At 35.5% G+C, this 15,466-nt stretch carries 18 protein-coding genes and 2 tRNA genes; 9 read left to right on the top strand and 11 right to left on the bottom strand.

Features of this window, described 5'->3' with window-relative positions:
* Window positions 1-89: 89 nt before the first annotated feature.
* Window positions 90-992 (top strand): HipA family kinase, encoded by a 903-nt coding sequence (locus tag NSIN_RS00555; RefSeq protein ID WP_101008871.1) that lies wholly within the window; start codon window positions 90-92, stop codon window positions 990-992.
* 167 nt (window positions 993-1,159) lie between these two features.
* On the opposite strand, the gene NSIN_RS00550 is transcribed toward NSIN_RS00555, so the two are convergent.
* The 4 genes from NSIN_RS00550 to NSIN_RS00535 form a co-directional block, all read right to left on the bottom strand.
* Window positions 1,160-2,638 (bottom strand): FkbM family methyltransferase, encoded by a 1,479-nt coding sequence (locus NSIN_RS00550; RefSeq protein WP_101008870.1) that lies wholly within the window; start codon window positions 2,636-2,638, stop codon window positions 1,160-1,162.
* Window positions 2,639-2,796: 158 nt separating this feature from the next.
* Window positions 2,797-2,871 (bottom strand) — tRNA-Arg (locus NSIN_RS00545).
* A 33-nt stretch (window positions 2,872-2,904) separates the two neighbouring features.
* Window positions 2,905-3,750: a DNA-3-methyladenine glycosylase 2 gene (locus NSIN_RS00540; RefSeq protein WP_101008869.1), complete on the bottom strand. Its 846-nt coding sequence runs from the start codon at window positions 3,748-3,750 to the stop codon at window positions 2,905-2,907.
* A 1-nt stretch (window position 3,751) separates the two neighbouring features.
* Complete coding sequence (locus tag NSIN_RS00535; RefSeq protein WP_101008868.1) at window positions 3,752-5,008, bottom strand: MBL fold metallo-hydrolase; 1,257 nt, start codon at window positions 5,006-5,008, stop codon at window positions 3,752-3,754.
* A gap of 116 nt (window positions 5,009-5,124) precedes the next feature.
* Here NSIN_RS00535 and NSIN_RS00530 point away from each other — a divergent pair, with 116 nt between their 5' ends.
* Together NSIN_RS00530 and NSIN_RS00525 are read left to right on the top strand one after the other, a co-directional pair.
* On the top strand, window positions 5,125-5,346 hold the full coding sequence (locus NSIN_RS00530; RefSeq protein WP_101008867.1) for a hypothetical protein: 222 nt from the start codon (window positions 5,125-5,127) through the stop codon (window positions 5,344-5,346).
* A 119-nt stretch (window positions 5,347-5,465) separates the two neighbouring features.
* A complete protein-coding gene (locus NSIN_RS00525) occupies window positions 5,466-5,768 on the top strand; it encodes an ATP-binding protein (RefSeq protein WP_101009005.1) in 303 nt (100 codons plus the stop codon).
* Between the two features lie 21 nt (window positions 5,769-5,789).
* Here NSIN_RS00525 and tgtA read toward each other — a convergent pair whose 3' ends face one another.
* Both tgtA and NSIN_RS00515 read right to left on the bottom strand, forming a co-directional pair.
* Complete coding sequence (gene tgtA, locus NSIN_RS00520; RefSeq protein ID WP_101008866.1) at window positions 5,790-7,304, bottom strand: tRNA guanosine(15) transglycosylase TgtA; 1,515 nt, start codon at window positions 7,302-7,304, stop codon at window positions 5,790-5,792.
* Between the two features lie 34 nt (window positions 7,305-7,338).
* Window positions 7,339-7,887: an adenylate kinase family protein gene (locus tag NSIN_RS00515; protein ID WP_165775208.1), complete on the bottom strand. Its 549-nt coding sequence runs from the start codon at window positions 7,885-7,887 to the stop codon at window positions 7,339-7,341.
* 72 nt (window positions 7,888-7,959) lie between these two features.
* Here NSIN_RS00515 and NSIN_RS00510 point away from each other — a divergent pair, with 72 nt between their 5' ends.
* Window positions 7,960-9,153 carry a redox-regulated ATPase YchF gene (locus NSIN_RS00510; RefSeq protein ID WP_101008864.1) on the top strand — a complete coding sequence of 398 codons (1,194 nt, stop codon included), beginning with the start codon at window positions 7,960-7,962 and terminating at the stop codon, window positions 9,151-9,153.
* Window position 9,154: 1 nt separating this feature from the next.
* Complete coding sequence (gene kae1, locus NSIN_RS00505; protein WP_101008863.1) at window positions 9,155-10,138, top strand: KEOPS complex N(6)-L-threonylcarbamoyladenine synthase Kae1; 984 nt, start codon at window positions 9,155-9,157, stop codon at window positions 10,136-10,138.
* Here the strand turns inward: kae1 and NSIN_RS00500 are convergent.
* Window positions 10,135-10,458: a hypothetical protein gene (locus NSIN_RS00500; protein ID WP_101008862.1), complete on the bottom strand. Its 324-nt coding sequence runs from the start codon at window positions 10,456-10,458 to the stop codon at window positions 10,135-10,137. The two genes, kae1 and NSIN_RS00500, sit on opposite strands and share 4 nt — an antisense overlap.
* 114 nt (window positions 10,459-10,572) lie before the next feature.
* Here NSIN_RS00500 and NSIN_RS00495 point away from each other — a divergent pair, with 114 nt between their 5' ends.
* Together NSIN_RS00495 and rdgB are read left to right on the top strand one after the other, a co-directional pair.
* Entirely contained in the window at window positions 10,573-11,193 is a 621-nt protein-coding gene (locus NSIN_RS00495; RefSeq protein WP_101008861.1) for a KEOPS complex kinase/ATPase Bud32, read from the top strand.
* A complete protein-coding gene (rdgB, locus tag NSIN_RS00490) occupies window positions 11,183-11,746 on the top strand; it encodes an RdgB/HAM1 family non-canonical purine NTP pyrophosphatase (protein ID WP_320410659.1) in 564 nt (187 codons plus the stop codon). Before NSIN_RS00495 ends, rdgB begins: the two co-directional genes overlap by 11 nt.
* Here rdgB and twy1 read toward each other — a convergent pair.
* Complete coding sequence (twy1, locus tag NSIN_RS00485) at window positions 11,706-12,734, bottom strand: 4-demethylwyosine synthase TYW1 (RefSeq protein ID WP_101008859.1); 1,029 nt, start codon at window positions 12,732-12,734, stop codon at window positions 11,706-11,708. The genes rdgB and twy1 overlap by 41 nt on opposite strands.
* Before the next feature lie 46 nt (window positions 12,735-12,780).
* Entirely contained in the window at window positions 12,781-12,909 is a 129-nt protein-coding gene (locus NSIN_RS09635) for a hypothetical protein (protein ID WP_281259584.1), read from the bottom strand.
* Between the two features lie 150 nt (window positions 12,910-13,059).
* On the opposite strand from NSIN_RS09635, the gene NSIN_RS00480 reads away from it, so the two are divergent.
* Together NSIN_RS00480 and NSIN_RS00475 are read left to right on the top strand one after the other, a co-directional pair.
* Window positions 13,060-14,112 carry an alcohol dehydrogenase gene (locus NSIN_RS00480; protein ID WP_101008858.1) on the top strand — a complete coding sequence of 351 codons (1,053 nt, stop codon included), beginning with the start codon at window positions 13,060-13,062 and terminating at the stop codon, window positions 14,110-14,112.
* A gap of 82 nt (window positions 14,113-14,194) precedes the next feature.
* Window positions 14,195-14,266, top strand: a tRNA-His gene (locus NSIN_RS00475).
* Between the two features lie 36 nt (window positions 14,267-14,302).
* On the opposite strand, the gene NSIN_RS00470 is transcribed toward NSIN_RS00475, so the two are convergent.
* Both NSIN_RS00470 and NSIN_RS00465 read right to left on the bottom strand, forming a co-directional pair.
* A complete protein-coding gene (locus tag NSIN_RS00470) occupies window positions 14,303-14,650 on the bottom strand; it encodes a hypothetical protein (protein WP_101009004.1) in 348 nt (115 codons plus the stop codon).
* A 50-nt stretch (window positions 14,651-14,700) separates the two neighbouring features.
* Complete coding sequence (locus NSIN_RS00465) at window positions 14,701-15,462, bottom strand: SAM-dependent methyltransferase (RefSeq protein ID WP_101008857.1); 762 nt, start codon at window positions 15,460-15,462, stop codon at window positions 14,701-14,703.
* Window positions 15,463-15,466 lie beyond the last annotated feature (4 nt).

The raw sequence follows: 15,466 nt of genomic DNA, 5'->3' as shown, positions 1-15,466 counted from the left end.
GTTTGGATAAAGATAATTAAATTGTTGTAACATATGCGACTGTCTCATCGGCGGTATTGTTTAAAAAACCCCTCTTGACATTTATCTTGATGTCTCTTTGTAATGTTATTCAAAGTAAAGATTTAACGGTAAAACAACTTATCAAACCGATCGAATTCACGGCATCTTTTTCGAAACCATGGTTAGTAAAATGCAATGATGATCAGCAATATGTTTTGAAATTTTTTAATGGTAGTGATGATACGTTGGCAAATGAATTTCTCTGTAATAGGATTGCTCAGGTAATGGGACTAACAGTGCCAGAAATAGCCGTTGTTTCTATTGAGAAAGAAAATGTACAAAGAATTAACGTAAATAGAAAAAATCTAAATGAATATCAGATCTCTCCAGGCAAATACTTTGGAACTAGGTTTATTGACAGTACGTATACATTAGAACATGAGATCTATAGGAAACTGAAACCATCTACAATTAAAAATATACGTGAAGTACCAGGAATGATTGTTTTTGATATCTTTATACAAAATATTGATAGACTAAAACAAAATGTGCTAATACATATGCTGCCAAAAAGACAACTGACCTTTGAGTATGTGTTGATAGACCATGGTCATTGCTTTGGAGGCTCAAACTGGAATGTAAATACCATGAAAGATTTTCAATTCGATCTACTTAATATTCATTGGAAACATGATCTTTTCATTTATGATAGTCAATTCAAAGATTATGTAGAAAAATTACAAAATTTGGATAAAAGATTTTTCAAAGAAGTAATTGATGAAATACCAGTGGAATGGAAGAAACAACCTCATGAATGTAATGAATTTGTAAATGCTCTTTCTTCCATGGATGCAAGTAAGATATTGCCTCTACTAAAGAAACATAAACGAGAATTACTTGTTAAAAATTTGAGAACTAGAATTCCTAAATTTGATCAGTGCTTGTCCTTTATCGATGATGTGAAAAACAAATATCACGATCTTGCTAACTGATTAATATTAATTCAAATATACAGAATAAATGAAATCTTCATTATTGGTTATGAACAACTATTGTTAATTGTGACTTTGAATAGAATTAAAATGAATCTATCATCCACAATATTGTCGTACATGTGATAATTTTTCAAAATAATCAACTGTTGAAAATGTATTTACATTCATTTTGGAATGCAAAAAAGAAAATAATGCTCTTTTTTCATTTGTGAATTTTCTTTATAATGTGGATGATTCACACGGTGAATTTGATAAAGAGGACTCAAAATATTCTTAATTTCTAATCCTATGATGGATGAATGTATTTCAATGAAAATGCTAGGCCTGTATTTTTTTATAGTTTCTGACGCACCCTTTATCACATCAAGCTCAAATCCCTCTACATCTATTTTCATAAAATCAGGTTTCATTATATCCATGCTGTCTATTTTTTCACAATCTATTGTGACATTTTCAATTAATTTGCCCCACATGTTTTTTATCGCTCCTTCATATGCGACTAATTGACCTGATCTCCAAGGAATTTCTCTTTTCTCCATGATCAGTTTTCCATCATGATCGCTGATTGCTACATTTAAAGTGTGAATTTTTTTGTTTCTAGATGTATTCCTTTTTAATTTTTTATATGCTGAGGAGGGCTCAAAAGCATACACATTATCAAAATTTCTGCTCATAATGATGGAAGTGTAACCCATGTTGGCACCTATGTCATAACATGTTTTTCCTTCAAACATAAGTAACATCATGTTGATTGGCTCGGGGTCTAGATTATAGATCTGTGGTAATAGTAAGATGCATTTGAGATTGTATAGAATATAGTGGTACCACCAGAAACGAAATGCTGTCCTTAAGCTCTGTGTTGATTTATATCTAAAATAGAAGGCTATTGGAGAAAAAATCAGCGATACTAATCTATTTTTACGCTTAGTCAATCCGTTATAAAATATCTTGTCATAATCAAATTGATTCATTATTGCCTTTCCATCCCATCTTACCATGCTGTAATGGGTGCCTCCTGTGTTAGTGATTACACATTTGTAGCCTGAGATCTCTACTATTTGCTTCAGAAACTTGTCTTCATACACATGAAGTATTTTTGGTATCTTAATCCATTCTGGTATTGCATCAAGTCTAATCAGCGTATCATGTGTACCTCCACGTTGCTCAAATTCATGTTTTAGATATCCTTCATAATCAAAATCTGAAGCCTTTTTTGGTGGATATTTTTTTTGGTACCACTTGTCGTATTTCTTGTCAAGTTTACGTCTGATCAGTTTGTCTATGTTGAACCTCGGTATGTTGACGGAATTAAGATAATTAATCCAATTCTTTCGCGTATCATCATGGTCCCAATTTATGCCCCATATCATACCTACATTTGGATCATTCATGTATTGTGATACATCCGACCACCATCCATCATTTAGTACAAAATCATCATCAACAAAACATATCCAATCAAAGCCTTTTTTCCGTGCATCATCGATGCATATCTGACGACCTTCTGCTCTGGTCTTCCCATCTTTTATAATGTGACATGGAAAATCACCCATTTCGCGTTTTATGGCGTTTATGCAATCAGAAAACTTGGGATGATTCCTATTTGTGATAACATACACTCCTACTTTTTGTGTTGTTTGCAATGAACGTATCCAACATGCGTGGGTATTTATGAGTCATATGAAAAAATGCCATTCAACATAATACGCTTGTAAAAACCCTGATTTCTATGTCTGATTTTTTGTATTCTATGTGGTGAATTTTGATCAAAAAATAGCCTGGGCTCGTAGCACACGTAATACGGGCCCGAAGGGCTTCGATCCCTTGACCACTGGATTAGAAGTCCAGCACTCTATCCAAGCTGAGCTACAGGCCCAAATATCGGGCAATTGGTATCCATATTAAGGGTTTACAGCCAACTTTTTTTGTTAAGATCTCTTTCCATCTTGAAGAGAAATTGTTGTGAGTATCCTGCATATGGACCGAAATATTTCACAATATCATCATGAAGTTTTTCGTATTTCTTTTCCGTCAATGGTTTTTCTGATACGTCACAAAAAATGTCTTTGTAATATTTTAACAAAATTCTTTGAGTCCATCTATCAATTGGAAATGCCTCTAATTTATCTAAAGAAAATAACGCAATACAATCTGCAACCTTATTTCCTATCCCGAGAATATTCTTAAGAGATCGTATGGCAGTTTGATAATCTAACTTTCGCAACTCTTTGAAATCTATCTTGTTTGAATTAACCGCAAGAGAAGCTTCTTTGACATATTTTGCTCTGAATCCTAATCTGCAATCTAAGAGCTCATTCATTGTGGCATTTGCAAGTGTCTCTACTCTTGGAAATGTGTGGAGTTGATATTTTCCGAATTCTTTTTTTACCCCAAATTTTCTACACAAATTTTCTAGCATGGATTTGATATTTTGTATTGATGAATTTGACGAACAGATAAAAGATATGTAGCATTGAAAAGGATCCTGCCTTATCAACCTCAAACCTGAAGATTGTTTGATTGCATCTCTTACTGTTCTGTCTGTGCTAATGTTTTTCAATATTTTTTCTAAATTATCATCTCTTCTTAAAAAATTATCAATATTACCTGATGATTTGAGGCTGTAAGGCTTTTGTCTTAATATCATGATATCTTGGCCGTCTATTCCTACCCATTGTTCTCCAATCTTGTTCCATAAAAACACCTGTCCACTATTAATGGTAGTTTCTATGTTGATTGAATCTGTCTTCTGCATCTTATACTGTTATTGTTTCGCCTGCATCTGGCGCATAAGCGTCAAATCCAAATTTCGTATGCAATTCTTCAGCAAATTTTGTACAGGAATCCTTATCACCATGAATCGTGAGTACTTTGGGGTTTCCTTTGATCTTCTTCATCATTTCGAAAAGGGAATCTCTATCTGCATGACCTGAAAACTCAAACTGTCTTACCTCTGCTTCGCACTTGAATTCTTTTCCTCTAGTACTCACTTTTCCAGTGTCCAATAACTTTCTTCCCGGTGTCCCTTCACCTTGATAAGACACTAATGCTATCCCATTTCTCTTGTCTGCTGCCAGGTGTTGTAAATAAAATACTGCAGAACCTCCGACCAACATGCCTGCAGGTGAAATTATTACTGATGGCTCATCTAATGCATTCTTTCTTTCTTTTTCTCCCTTTATCCAAACTGCCTGATGCACAGCATCCGAAAAAACTTTTGAATCTCGCAAATATTCTGGATAGTTCAGCATTATCTCATTTACTTTAACTGCCATACCGTCCATTACCACTCTATGTTTGAATCCTACACTCTTGAGTACACATGCAATCTCTTGAGATCTCTCTACTGAAAAAGCTGGCACAAAAAGGGAGCCTTTTCTATCTAACACATCGTATGCAAATTCTATGAATTTTTCCTCTGATTCTTTCCTAGGCATCTGGTTTGTTTGTGAATAGGTACTTTCTGTTATGACCATGTCTACTTCGCCAAAATCAAGATCTGCTTCTCTTAGCATTCTTGATCCTCGTGGATTGATATCTGCAGTATAAAACAATCTCTTATTTTCAGATTCTACTAGAACTGATGCTCCTCCTAAAACATGACCTGATTCAAGCAGTTGAAAAGAGGCATTACCGCGCTCAACTTTTTCTCTGTATTTTATTTCACGTGCATGCATCATCATTTTTGATACACTTTCAAAATCATATGGAAGTTGATTTTTCTGTATTCGTATCATATCTTCAATCAATAATCTTGACAAGTCAAACGTTGGAGATGTGGCATAAACATCAGTACTTCCATTCACAAAGAGTGATGGCATATTCCCAGAATGGTCCAAGTGAGCATGAGTTATTATGGCCGCATTAATCTCATGTGGATTAACTGCAATTGGGTATGGCGTTTCTTTTTTTAATTCTACTCCATAATCTAATAGAAAATTAGCCCCATCACAATTAACTTGGAACGCTGATCGGCCGACTTCCTTGGCAGCCCCTAAAACTCTTACTTGCAAGAATTCAAAACTTTTCCAAAGTACTTTTAAATCTTTAGCACCTGATCTCGTGACATATCATATTGATTGTATAATTTACAAAAGACTTAATTAGATCAAAAAAAAATGATCCGAGTATGGGTAGAACTTTTGAACAATGGTGGAGTACAATCCCAAAAGACCTCAGAGACAAAGTTCGAAGAGGCGATGAAGGAAACAAACCATTATTGAATCAAATAAACTGGATTTGGGTTCACAATATGATGAATCAGAAGGGAGATCTAAATCCTACATCTGCGGAATTGCTTGACTGGGTAACATCAGGCCAGATTGAAGCAATGCGCCAACTAAAGAAGTAAAATATCATTTATACCTTCTTTTTGTTTTTCTTTTCTTTTTGAAATTGAAACAATTCTATAACTCCGTTATGAATTTTGCAGATCATTTAAATAGCAAACGATGAATGATCAAAAACAGAATGCCAATCGCAATTCTTCCAGACGTTGATGAGCAGAGATGTATAGGTTGTGCACTTTGTGTAGAAATCTGTACTTCTCTCGGCCCAGACGTTCTTCGTGTAAAACCAGTAGATGGTTGGAAGAGAGGTAAAGCATTTGTATTTTATCCAGAAAGATGCATCTCAGACGGAGCATGCATCGGTGTATGCCCAACAAAGGCAATCTTCTGGATGAGACCAATGACTTACACTCCAGGTCAACCAGTACCTCTACACAAGAATGGTATATTCGTAAAAGGCTGGGCAGAAGACGCCGCACTATAAGCGGATCTATTCTCTTTTTTATTATTTTTTCATATTGAAAAATTTAATTTTTGTTTTCGCACCTTTTGAGTGATGTTTCAAAAATTCATCCTGTACCGCATAAATGTATTTGAACTGATTGTGTTTTAGAAACATTTTCCATGTTTTGGTAAATTCTGGAAATTCATCATGCTGTGATTCAGAGTCTGCCATGACATAATGGGCAGCTGGATAAATGTCTGATATCTCTACTGGGATAATTCCAAGATATTTGTTATATTGACAAAATTGTATATCGTCTATTTTGGCAGAGAATTTTTTTCTTAATTTGTTATACTCTGATGAGGTATAAAATGGCCTCATTCCACCGTCTGGCATCATAACTAGAGTTTTTTTCTTTGTTCTAAATTTGCGAACAATTGTATGGAATCTAAAAATCTCAGGTCTAAATTGGTCTTCCTTGGAAAAAAGAAACACGGCATTATCTTTGTACCTAGGAGTAGTTTCTGTAAAATATGATGTATTTTTAGTAAATATTGGCATGCTTTCAAATAATTTGGGATGTGCCCTTGCTTTCCGTATTGTGTATTCCCATAGTCGTCCTTCATGAATGGCTTCTTTTACTCTGTCTACTTCTGCTTTTATCGCATATAGATTATGTAGTGCTATTTTGTTAGTCCTTTCATCTTTTTCCAAAGATTGCATTTCCTTTGGCTTTATCTTGACACAAACCTCACAACTGCAAGAAAAATACGCAATTTCAGATAGATGTGCAGTACTATCCTCCATGATGTATCTATCATGTTTTGCATATAGCATGTATGATGCAGAGTCAAATGTATCACAACCAAGTGCTACTGCAAGTGGTATGGTGAGTGGATGACCTGCTCCAAAGAGATGTAGAGGAATGGAATCCGGAATATTTTTCTTTGCAGTTATTATCATCCTTGCAAGCAAGTTGTACTCGTATGACTCCATGAATTCTACAGGGCTTCCAAGAGCCAACATCTGAAAACCATCATTCACCAGTGCTCTAGTAGATTTCTTGACAAGATCAGAATATTCACTACCTTGTATGGGACCTACCCATATCTGCCCATTGGGATCTCTTCCATCTAGAGTTTCTTTTGATACTTTTAGTGTATGTTGAACATATTCGACTGCCTTCTTTTTTGCAAGTCCTAGTCCCGTAGGTCTATCTAAAGGAATTGCGATGTCTGTACCTATTCCTTTTTCAAAAGCTGCGATTTTTTTATAATCAACATCTATGTCGCCATATTCTAAAACCTGGTATCCTCCAGAATCTGTCATGACTGCCCCGTCATAATCAATTATCTTGTGTATGCCTTGTCTTATTGCTTCGTCACCATATCTCTTTAATGTGATATATGCATTTGTTATGACCAGATCAAATCCCATTTCTCTTAATTTTCTGGCAGGAATTTTTTGTTTTACTGGGTGAATGACTGGAACAAATGCGGGCGTTTCAATTTTACCATGATTTGTATGTAGTATGCCAATTCTTGCTGCAAGATCTGTTTTTTTTATCTCAAACATTTTACATTATGGCTTGATATGACGTAATTTGAATCTAGTATGGGAAAAATCTCTTCATATCTCCTTTCTTGAGAACCACTTGTAGCCAATTAATGGTATCATCTTTTCTATCTCCTTTGAAAATTGATTCCACTTTTTTCAACGTTGACGAAATTGTTCTATTGCTGGTATCGACTTGAAATGTTTTTGTTTTACCAAATTTCCGTATTGTATCATAGTATATGATATCTAGTATTTCACTACCTGTATTTTCAAGTGATTTCTTACTACTGTATTTTCTTGCCTTGTATACTGATTGGAGCTTGTATGGATTCTTTCTTAATACTATTACAAGTTGAACATTTTTTGGTGATATTGCATATGGAGCAAGATGTCCTACTAAAATAGAATCTTTAGATGCTTGTCTATCTATTATTTTTTTTAGTTTTTGAGTGTCTACGTCAAGAACTCCATCGATTTTCTTAAAGATTTTATTTTCTATCACAACTTTGTTGATATCAATTATTTCAAGATCCATCTTTCTTGCAATTAATCTTGCTATGGTGTGCTTCCCTGTGCCTGGATTGCCTGTTATTATTTTCAATACATGATTGTAAATTGGATTGAAAATAAACACTTTTGGAATACTAATAAGAGCACATGTCGGACATTATGCATGCAAATTGGGCTTCTGGGGAAAACAAATGTAGGCAAATCAACATTCTTTTCAGCTGCTACCCAAACAACTGCGCAGATTGGCAATTATCCTTTTACTACTATTGAACCTAATGTAGGAATTGGATATGTAAAAACTGATTGTGCCTGTAAACATTTTGCTATATCTCATGCTCACCCATTATGTATTCATGGAACTAGATATATCGCAATAAAGATAGTCGATGTGGCAGGTCTTGTTCCCGGGGCTCACGAGGGAAAGGGTCTTGGCAATAAGTTCCTTGATGATGCCAGAACATCTGAAGTTTTGATTCACGTGATAGATGCATCTGGTTCTACTGATATACAAGGACAGTCAGTGCCAGCTGGAACTCATAATCCACTAGAGGATGTGCAATTTGTAGAAGATGAATTTGATCAGTGGATGAAACAAATACTTCAACGCGAATGGCAAAAACTTTCAAGAGAGTTAGAAAGCAAGAGTGGAAAGGTAATTCACGCGATATCACAACGATTCAGTGGACTTGGAATTGATGAATATGATGTAGAATATGTATTACATAACCTAAATCTACAATCTAAGAAACCGCATGATTGGAACGAAAATGATATTGATGTATTTGTTAGAACTCTTAGAAAAAGAACCAAACCCATCATCATTGCTGCAAATAAATCTGATCTTTGTCATGATCTGAATATTATCAATGAATTGCAAAAAATACATCCGACCATAGCATGTAGTGCGGAAACTGAACTACTTCTCAGAAAAGCAACCAAAAATGGAATTATAGAGTACCTTCCAGGGGACAAGTCTTTTAAAATAAAAGATGGCATAACTCTAAATTCTCAACAGCAAAATGCGCTTGAATTGGCACAAAAAGTAGTATCTAAGTTAAATGGAACCGGAATACAACAAACGCTTGATTATGCATGTTTTAATCTGCTACAACTAATTACGGTATTTCCTGTAGAAGATGAAACAAAATTAACTAATAAGAACGGTGAAGTACTCCCAGATGCAAAACTTCTTCGACCAGGTTCTACTGCAAAAGACTTGGCACAATCTATACACCAAGATCTTGCTAAAGGATTTCTTTTTGCAATTGATGCTAAAACAAAACAAAGAGTAGGTGCTGAACATGTACTCAAAAATGGTGATGTGATAAAAATTATGTCAACTCTTAGCAGGGGATAAAATGCTCAGTCTTGGAATTGAAAGCACTGCCCACACATTTTCATGTGCCATCATAGAAAAAAATGGAAAAAAAGTTCGAATATTATCTGATGTAAGAAAGATCTATCGACCACCTGAAGGGGAAGGAATACACCCTAGAGAAGCATCACGACATCATGCTGAAAATTCTCCTAATGTGCTTTCAGAGTGTCTTGATAAAGCCCAGGTAAAGATTAACGATCTAAACATTATATCATATGCCGCAGGTCCTGGACTTGGGCCATGTCTGAGAATTGGAGCAATAGTGGCAAGATCACTTGCTTCGTATTATGACATTCCAATATACCCAGTAAATCACGCATTGGGCCATATTGAACTTGGGAAGATGCTGACAGGTGCAAAAGATCCTCTTGTCTTGCTTGTTTCAGGAGGCCATACTATGATACTAGCTTTTCTTTCACAAAAATGGCGAGTCTTTGGTGAAACGCTTGACATTACAGTAGGGCAATTACTAGATCAGGTTGGGAGATATGCTGGATTTGCATCACCATGTGGCCCAAAAATTGAATCTCTTGCATTGTCATCAAAACACTACATGCCATTACCTTATGTGGTAAAAGGAAATGATGTGTCATTTTCTGGTTTACTGTCTGCCACTAAAAGAATAATTCCAAAAGGAATCGAATCAGCTTGCTTTTCATTACAAGAAACTGCATTTTCTATGATGGGAGAAGCAGTAGAAAGGGCTCTTGCATTTACAGGAAAAAAAGAACTACTTGTTGTTGGAGGAGTTGCAGCAAATAAGAGATTGTCTGATATACTTACAAGTATTTGTAAAAGACATGGCTGCAAATTCTTTGTTGCACCTAAAGAATATGCTGGGGATTGTGGATCTCAAATATCTTGGCTAGGGATCTTAGAATCGTCAACAAAACCTGGTGAAGATCTTGCAAATACTTTTGTAAAACAATCTTGGAGACTTGATACAGTAAAAGTTCATTATTAGGGTGTATACTTAGACATAGCTTCCTTTACGTCTTTTTCCCATTTTCCTGTATTGTATACTCCGAACTTGTATGTTTTCTCATCTTTGTCTGTCTTAATCTTTATCCTCACTTTTTTTATTAATCTGCCCTCTTTTGCTACTTCTGTTATCTGATTAAGGTTTGCTTCTAGGATTGTTTTTCCAAACCTCTTTGAAAAATCAATTATTCTTCCTTCTGTTTTATCAAAGGCAATTCTCTTGTTTGTTAACGTAAGAATTCCTGGACCTAGAGAATCTTCAGAGCAATCTTCCTGTGTTATGCGCTTCTCATCTGGATCCATACTGTTGTTTTTCTATTCTGCATTATAATTGTATATTTGTAAACTATCTGACAAACGTATTCTTCACAAAAATACAATTTTAACTTAAATTATGTTTATTTTGTCTTAATTTTATTGAAACTTATCAAAAAAGGTGCAGAAGCAGATATCTATTTGGCATCTTGGAATGGGCAAACCTCAATTTTGAAAATAAGAAAAAAGAAAGAATATCGTATTGATTCTCTTGATCAACGAATACGAACACTACGAACTATTCGGGAAGCAAGATTAATTTCCGAATCCAAATCTTTTGGGATTACTACACCGATTGTTTATTTTGTTGACGAGAGAAAATGCATGATCTATCTACAGTTGATACACGGAAAACTGGTTAAAGATCTGCCTCCTAAGAAAATCATCACGATATCTACAGAGATTGGAAAACTGATTGGAACCCTTCACAAAAATGGCATTATGCACGGAGATCTGACCACTTCGAATTTTATTCTCTCTAAAAATCGCTTGGTAATACTTGACTTTGGTCTGGCTCAAAAAACTGACAAAATTGATGACTATGCAATTGATCTACGATTATTCAAAGAGGTCCTAAATAGTGCTCATGTCCAAATTATGGAGGATGCATGGAGTTCATTTGTAAACGGATACAGAATTATGCTTGGAACACATGTCACAGAAAAGGTCGTAAGTCAGGTCTCCATCATAGAGAGTAGGGGTAGATATGCAAATGTCATATGATGTCTTTTTTGTAAGCTCAAATAAACACAAATTTGAAGAAGTTGAAAAGATTGTATCAAAATTTGGCCTAAAATTGGGATTGCTGAAATTACATCTGCAAGAAATACAGGCAGGTGATCTTGAAGACATTGCAAAACATAAGGCAATTCATGCTTTTTCTTTATGTTCTAAGCCTGTGATTGTAGAGGATGCAGGACTTTTTATAAAATCGCTACATGGATTTCCGGGACCATATTCATCATATGTTTTTGATACAATTGGTAATGATGGAATTCTTAAACTATTAGATGTCAAACGAGATGCGATATTCAAATCAGTCATTGCATACTGTGAAAGATCTGGTGTTGTTCACTTGTTTGGTGCGTCTGTTTCTGGAATTATATCTAGAAAAAAATATGGAACAAAATGGGGATTTGATCCAATATTTATTCCGCGCGGGAAAAATAAACCGTACTCTAAACTTGCAGAAAAAAATCAAATATCACATAGATATCTAGCGTTGGAGAAATTCTCTAATTGGTATCTGAATAAGAAGAAATCCAACGATCTGTGAATCGTTGTTGATTTTGTAACACCACTATTCTTGAAATTTCACTTTCATCCATGATTGAATATGTTTTACTTTCTCTTGATAGTTTGTCTACAAAATCTCTTACTTCTGCTATGCTCAGAGAATTTGAATATTGTAATCTGTTAGTTGATCTGCCTACATGCATGTATGATTTTATTTCTATAAAGTGTACATTGGAGCGATTTATCATCTCTGAATATGAAGGAATTAATTTTTCATCGGAGTTGTAATCTTTAATCAGGGTAAATCGTAATACTGTTCTTGTGTCAAGTTCTGACAAAAGTTCAAGACTTGTATTCCATCTTTGCCAAGCATCTTGATATTTTGGCCTATTTACTAATGCAAATATCTCTTGATTCGGTGCATTTGTAGACAAATACAACTGTGTAGGCAATGCGTTCTCATCTCTTAACCTCTCTAACATTTCTGGTTCCTGCCCATTTGTTACTAGAAATATTGACTTTGTATTCTTGAGACTCTTTAGATATTTTATAAGATCAGGTAGTTGTGGATACATTGTAGGTTCTCCTGATAATGAAATGGCATAATGACTTGGAAGTAACGATTCATCGAGTTTCTCCTTGTTGCTTTTTGGATCACCGTAATGACCCATGATCAACTTGTTTCTCTCTTCCATTAAATTGACCATGATAACTTCTGGTGGCGCAACTTTCTCAACTGGCATCTTCATAGCACTGTAAAACTCCATTGGTCTCCAACAATACACACATCTGTTTTCACAGAACATCCCAGCTGGTGAAAATTCCATGCATCTATGTGTAGAAATTCCATAAAACTTGTGCTTGTAACATTGACCTTCATCTTTGAATGATTTTTTTGTCCAATGACACAGTTCCACTGTAGCGTGATCTGAAACTCCGTACTTTGCTTTCTTCAGCTGGCCTAAAATCAATGGCTTGATCTGAATGAATTCATTATCAACCTCAAGAGTCTCTCCAGAACAACTCATGGTCAACTAGATGTTTGCAGTGGCTTAAATAAATCTAGATGGGATTCTATTTCAGGAACGATACACATGGAGCATTTTCCATTGGAACACAAAGAACTGTACCTAGGTATATCATGGCATAAAATACCACACCTGCAGCGATTCCCATGGAAACCCACCACATTCTCAACTTCATAATTGCGGATAGTTTTTCTGTTGCTAATAAACCTAACCTTGATTTTCATCAAACATTTGATGACAATATGCAATACAAAGATCTAAAGTAATCCTGATCTGATCTTGTATTCACAAAACTATCTTATATTACATATTGGTAGGTCATTACATGAATGCTGCAAGAATAGTCAAAGTGAAAGAACCTTTGGAAATTCAATCTCTTCAAACTCCTACTCCGCGTGGTTCTCAAGTTCTTATCAGAGTAGAATCTGCCGGTGTGTGCCACAGTGATATACATCTCTGGGATGGTGGATATGAAGGTCCTGCAGGCTCATTTATGAAAACCACTGATAGGGGTGTAAAATATCCGTTGACTCCTGGACATGAGGTAGCAGGAGTAGTAGAAAGCATGGGTGAAGATGTGGAAGGATTTGTGAAAAATGAAAAAGTCCTAGTATTTCCTTGGATTGGAGAAGGTTTGTGTCCTGCTTGCAGGGTAGGTGAAGAAAATCTTTGTGATAAACCACGATCTTTGGGAGTGTATAATGATGGGGGTTATGCTGAATATGTACTTGTTCCAAGTTACAAATATCTTGCAAAAATAAATGATATGGAAACTGATGTATGTGCACCGTTATCTTGTTCAGCTCTTACTGCTTATGGAGCAATTAAAACAGCTAAATTGAATCCTGATGATAATGTAGTAGTTGTTGGCGCTGGGGGCCTTGGATTGATGGGAATCCAATTGGCAAAAGCAATTAGCGGTGCAAGAATAATCTCACTTGATGTTAATGATGACAAGTTGAAAATAGCAAAACAAAGTGGTGCCGATGTTGTTATCAATTCAACAAAAGAAGATCCTGTAAAAGCAATAATGGAATTGACAGGTAACTTGGGTGCTGATGCTGTAATTGATTTTGTAAATGCCACTAAATCTGTTGAAACTGATATGCAAATACTACGACGTAGAGCACGTGTAGTTCTCGTGGGTCTTTTTGGTGGTTCTTTGCAACTGAATCTAGTTACTATGCCTACTAGAGCATACAAAATTATGGGCTCATACACTGGCTCTATGACGGATATGATTGAATTGATCTCGCTTGCACGTAGGGATATAATAAAACCTGTTATCTCAAATAGATTCAAACTCAATCAAGCTACCGAGGCACTAACAATGCTAAAAGAAGGAAAGATAATTGGTAGGGGAATTATCAATCCCTAAACTATTGACATAACTGATATCTCTTCTATTGGCTTGATTGCGTTAAGATTAATACTGGATTGACAACGATTTTCTTTATGTGGCCCTTGTAGTACAGTGGCGAGTATAGGGGACTGTGGATCCCCGGACAGGGGTTCGATTCCCCTCAAGGGCCTTTATTTTTGTAATATTGCAAGGACTGAATTATTGATCAAAATATGCCGAACTTGCTTGATTCCATTTCTTCTTTTATAGCTAACTTGACTTTGAGATTTTTTTGCATCACCTTATCGGTTAGCCATGTCAAAAACTTGTGTTCCATTCCCTTCCCCTTTATTTTTTCAAAATCTGGTCCCATCTGATCTGATAATTTTTTTACAAGTGACTTGTTTACACAAACCACGTAGAAATGCCATCCAAAAGCAAATTCTGAATCTGTCACTATGAAATCATTTTCACCATGAACCATCTTCTCTACGCTGTCTAGTGTTGAAATGATTGCCTTGCTAGTATTTTCATAGTCTATTGCTGATACATTGATGTTTATCCTTTCTTGCATGCTGTATGCTCTATGGTATTCTGCAAATAAAAGCATGACTGAGATGTTGTCTATTTGAGAAGGTGTTCAACTTCAATGTTGAAAAATGTCTTAAGGATTCCAATGTAGCTTTTCACAGGATCTGGTATGTCGTCCCCACAGGCAACTCCAAGATTCTTTGCGTTTATCCATATGACAAGTGTTTGTAATATTGTCAAAAATCTGTCGTTTTCCGAATCTCTGGAACTTATCGCTTTTGAATATCTGTCTGCAAACTCCCATGCCACTGCAAAATCTATGCAATCTGTATCGAATATGGCAAGCATTTGTTGTCGTAGTGATTCTGCTTTTTTAAATGGCGTGATATTTAGAATAAAAGGAAAATCCACTTTATCGGGCATATGTCCTGCAAGTGGTCCCCATATTGTTATGATTCTACATCCTGGGTTCAATTTTTTGAACCTATCCGTCATTGTCTGAATTATCTTTTCATCCGAAAACCAAAAAAGTATCACAGTGGCATCATTCATGTCTGAAATTGTTATGTCTTCATGTATGAGCGATCCACTTGTGATATGTTTGTCCTTTAGAAATGTTTGTCCTTCTAATATCTTGGTCTTGTTGCTGTCAATCCCTATAGCTTTCTTTACTCCGAATTCTTGTACTGCAATGGCAATACCTTTGCCTGTTCCACATCCCAAGTGATAAAAAACATCCTTCTCTTGTAAACCTGCAAACTTGAGCATATCTCTTATTGTATTGTCTGGTAACTCTATATCGTCACCATTAATTATTGAACTTGGAAGAGACGAAAGATATTCTTCGATTTTCATGATT

This window comes from Candidatus Nitrosotalea sinensis (genome assembly GCF_900143675.1).
GTDB classification, from domain to species: Archaea; Thermoproteota; Nitrososphaeria; order Nitrososphaerales; family Nitrosopumilaceae; genus Nitrosotalea; species Nitrosotalea sinensis.
This window is presented reverse-complemented; position numbering and strand designations above follow the sequence as displayed.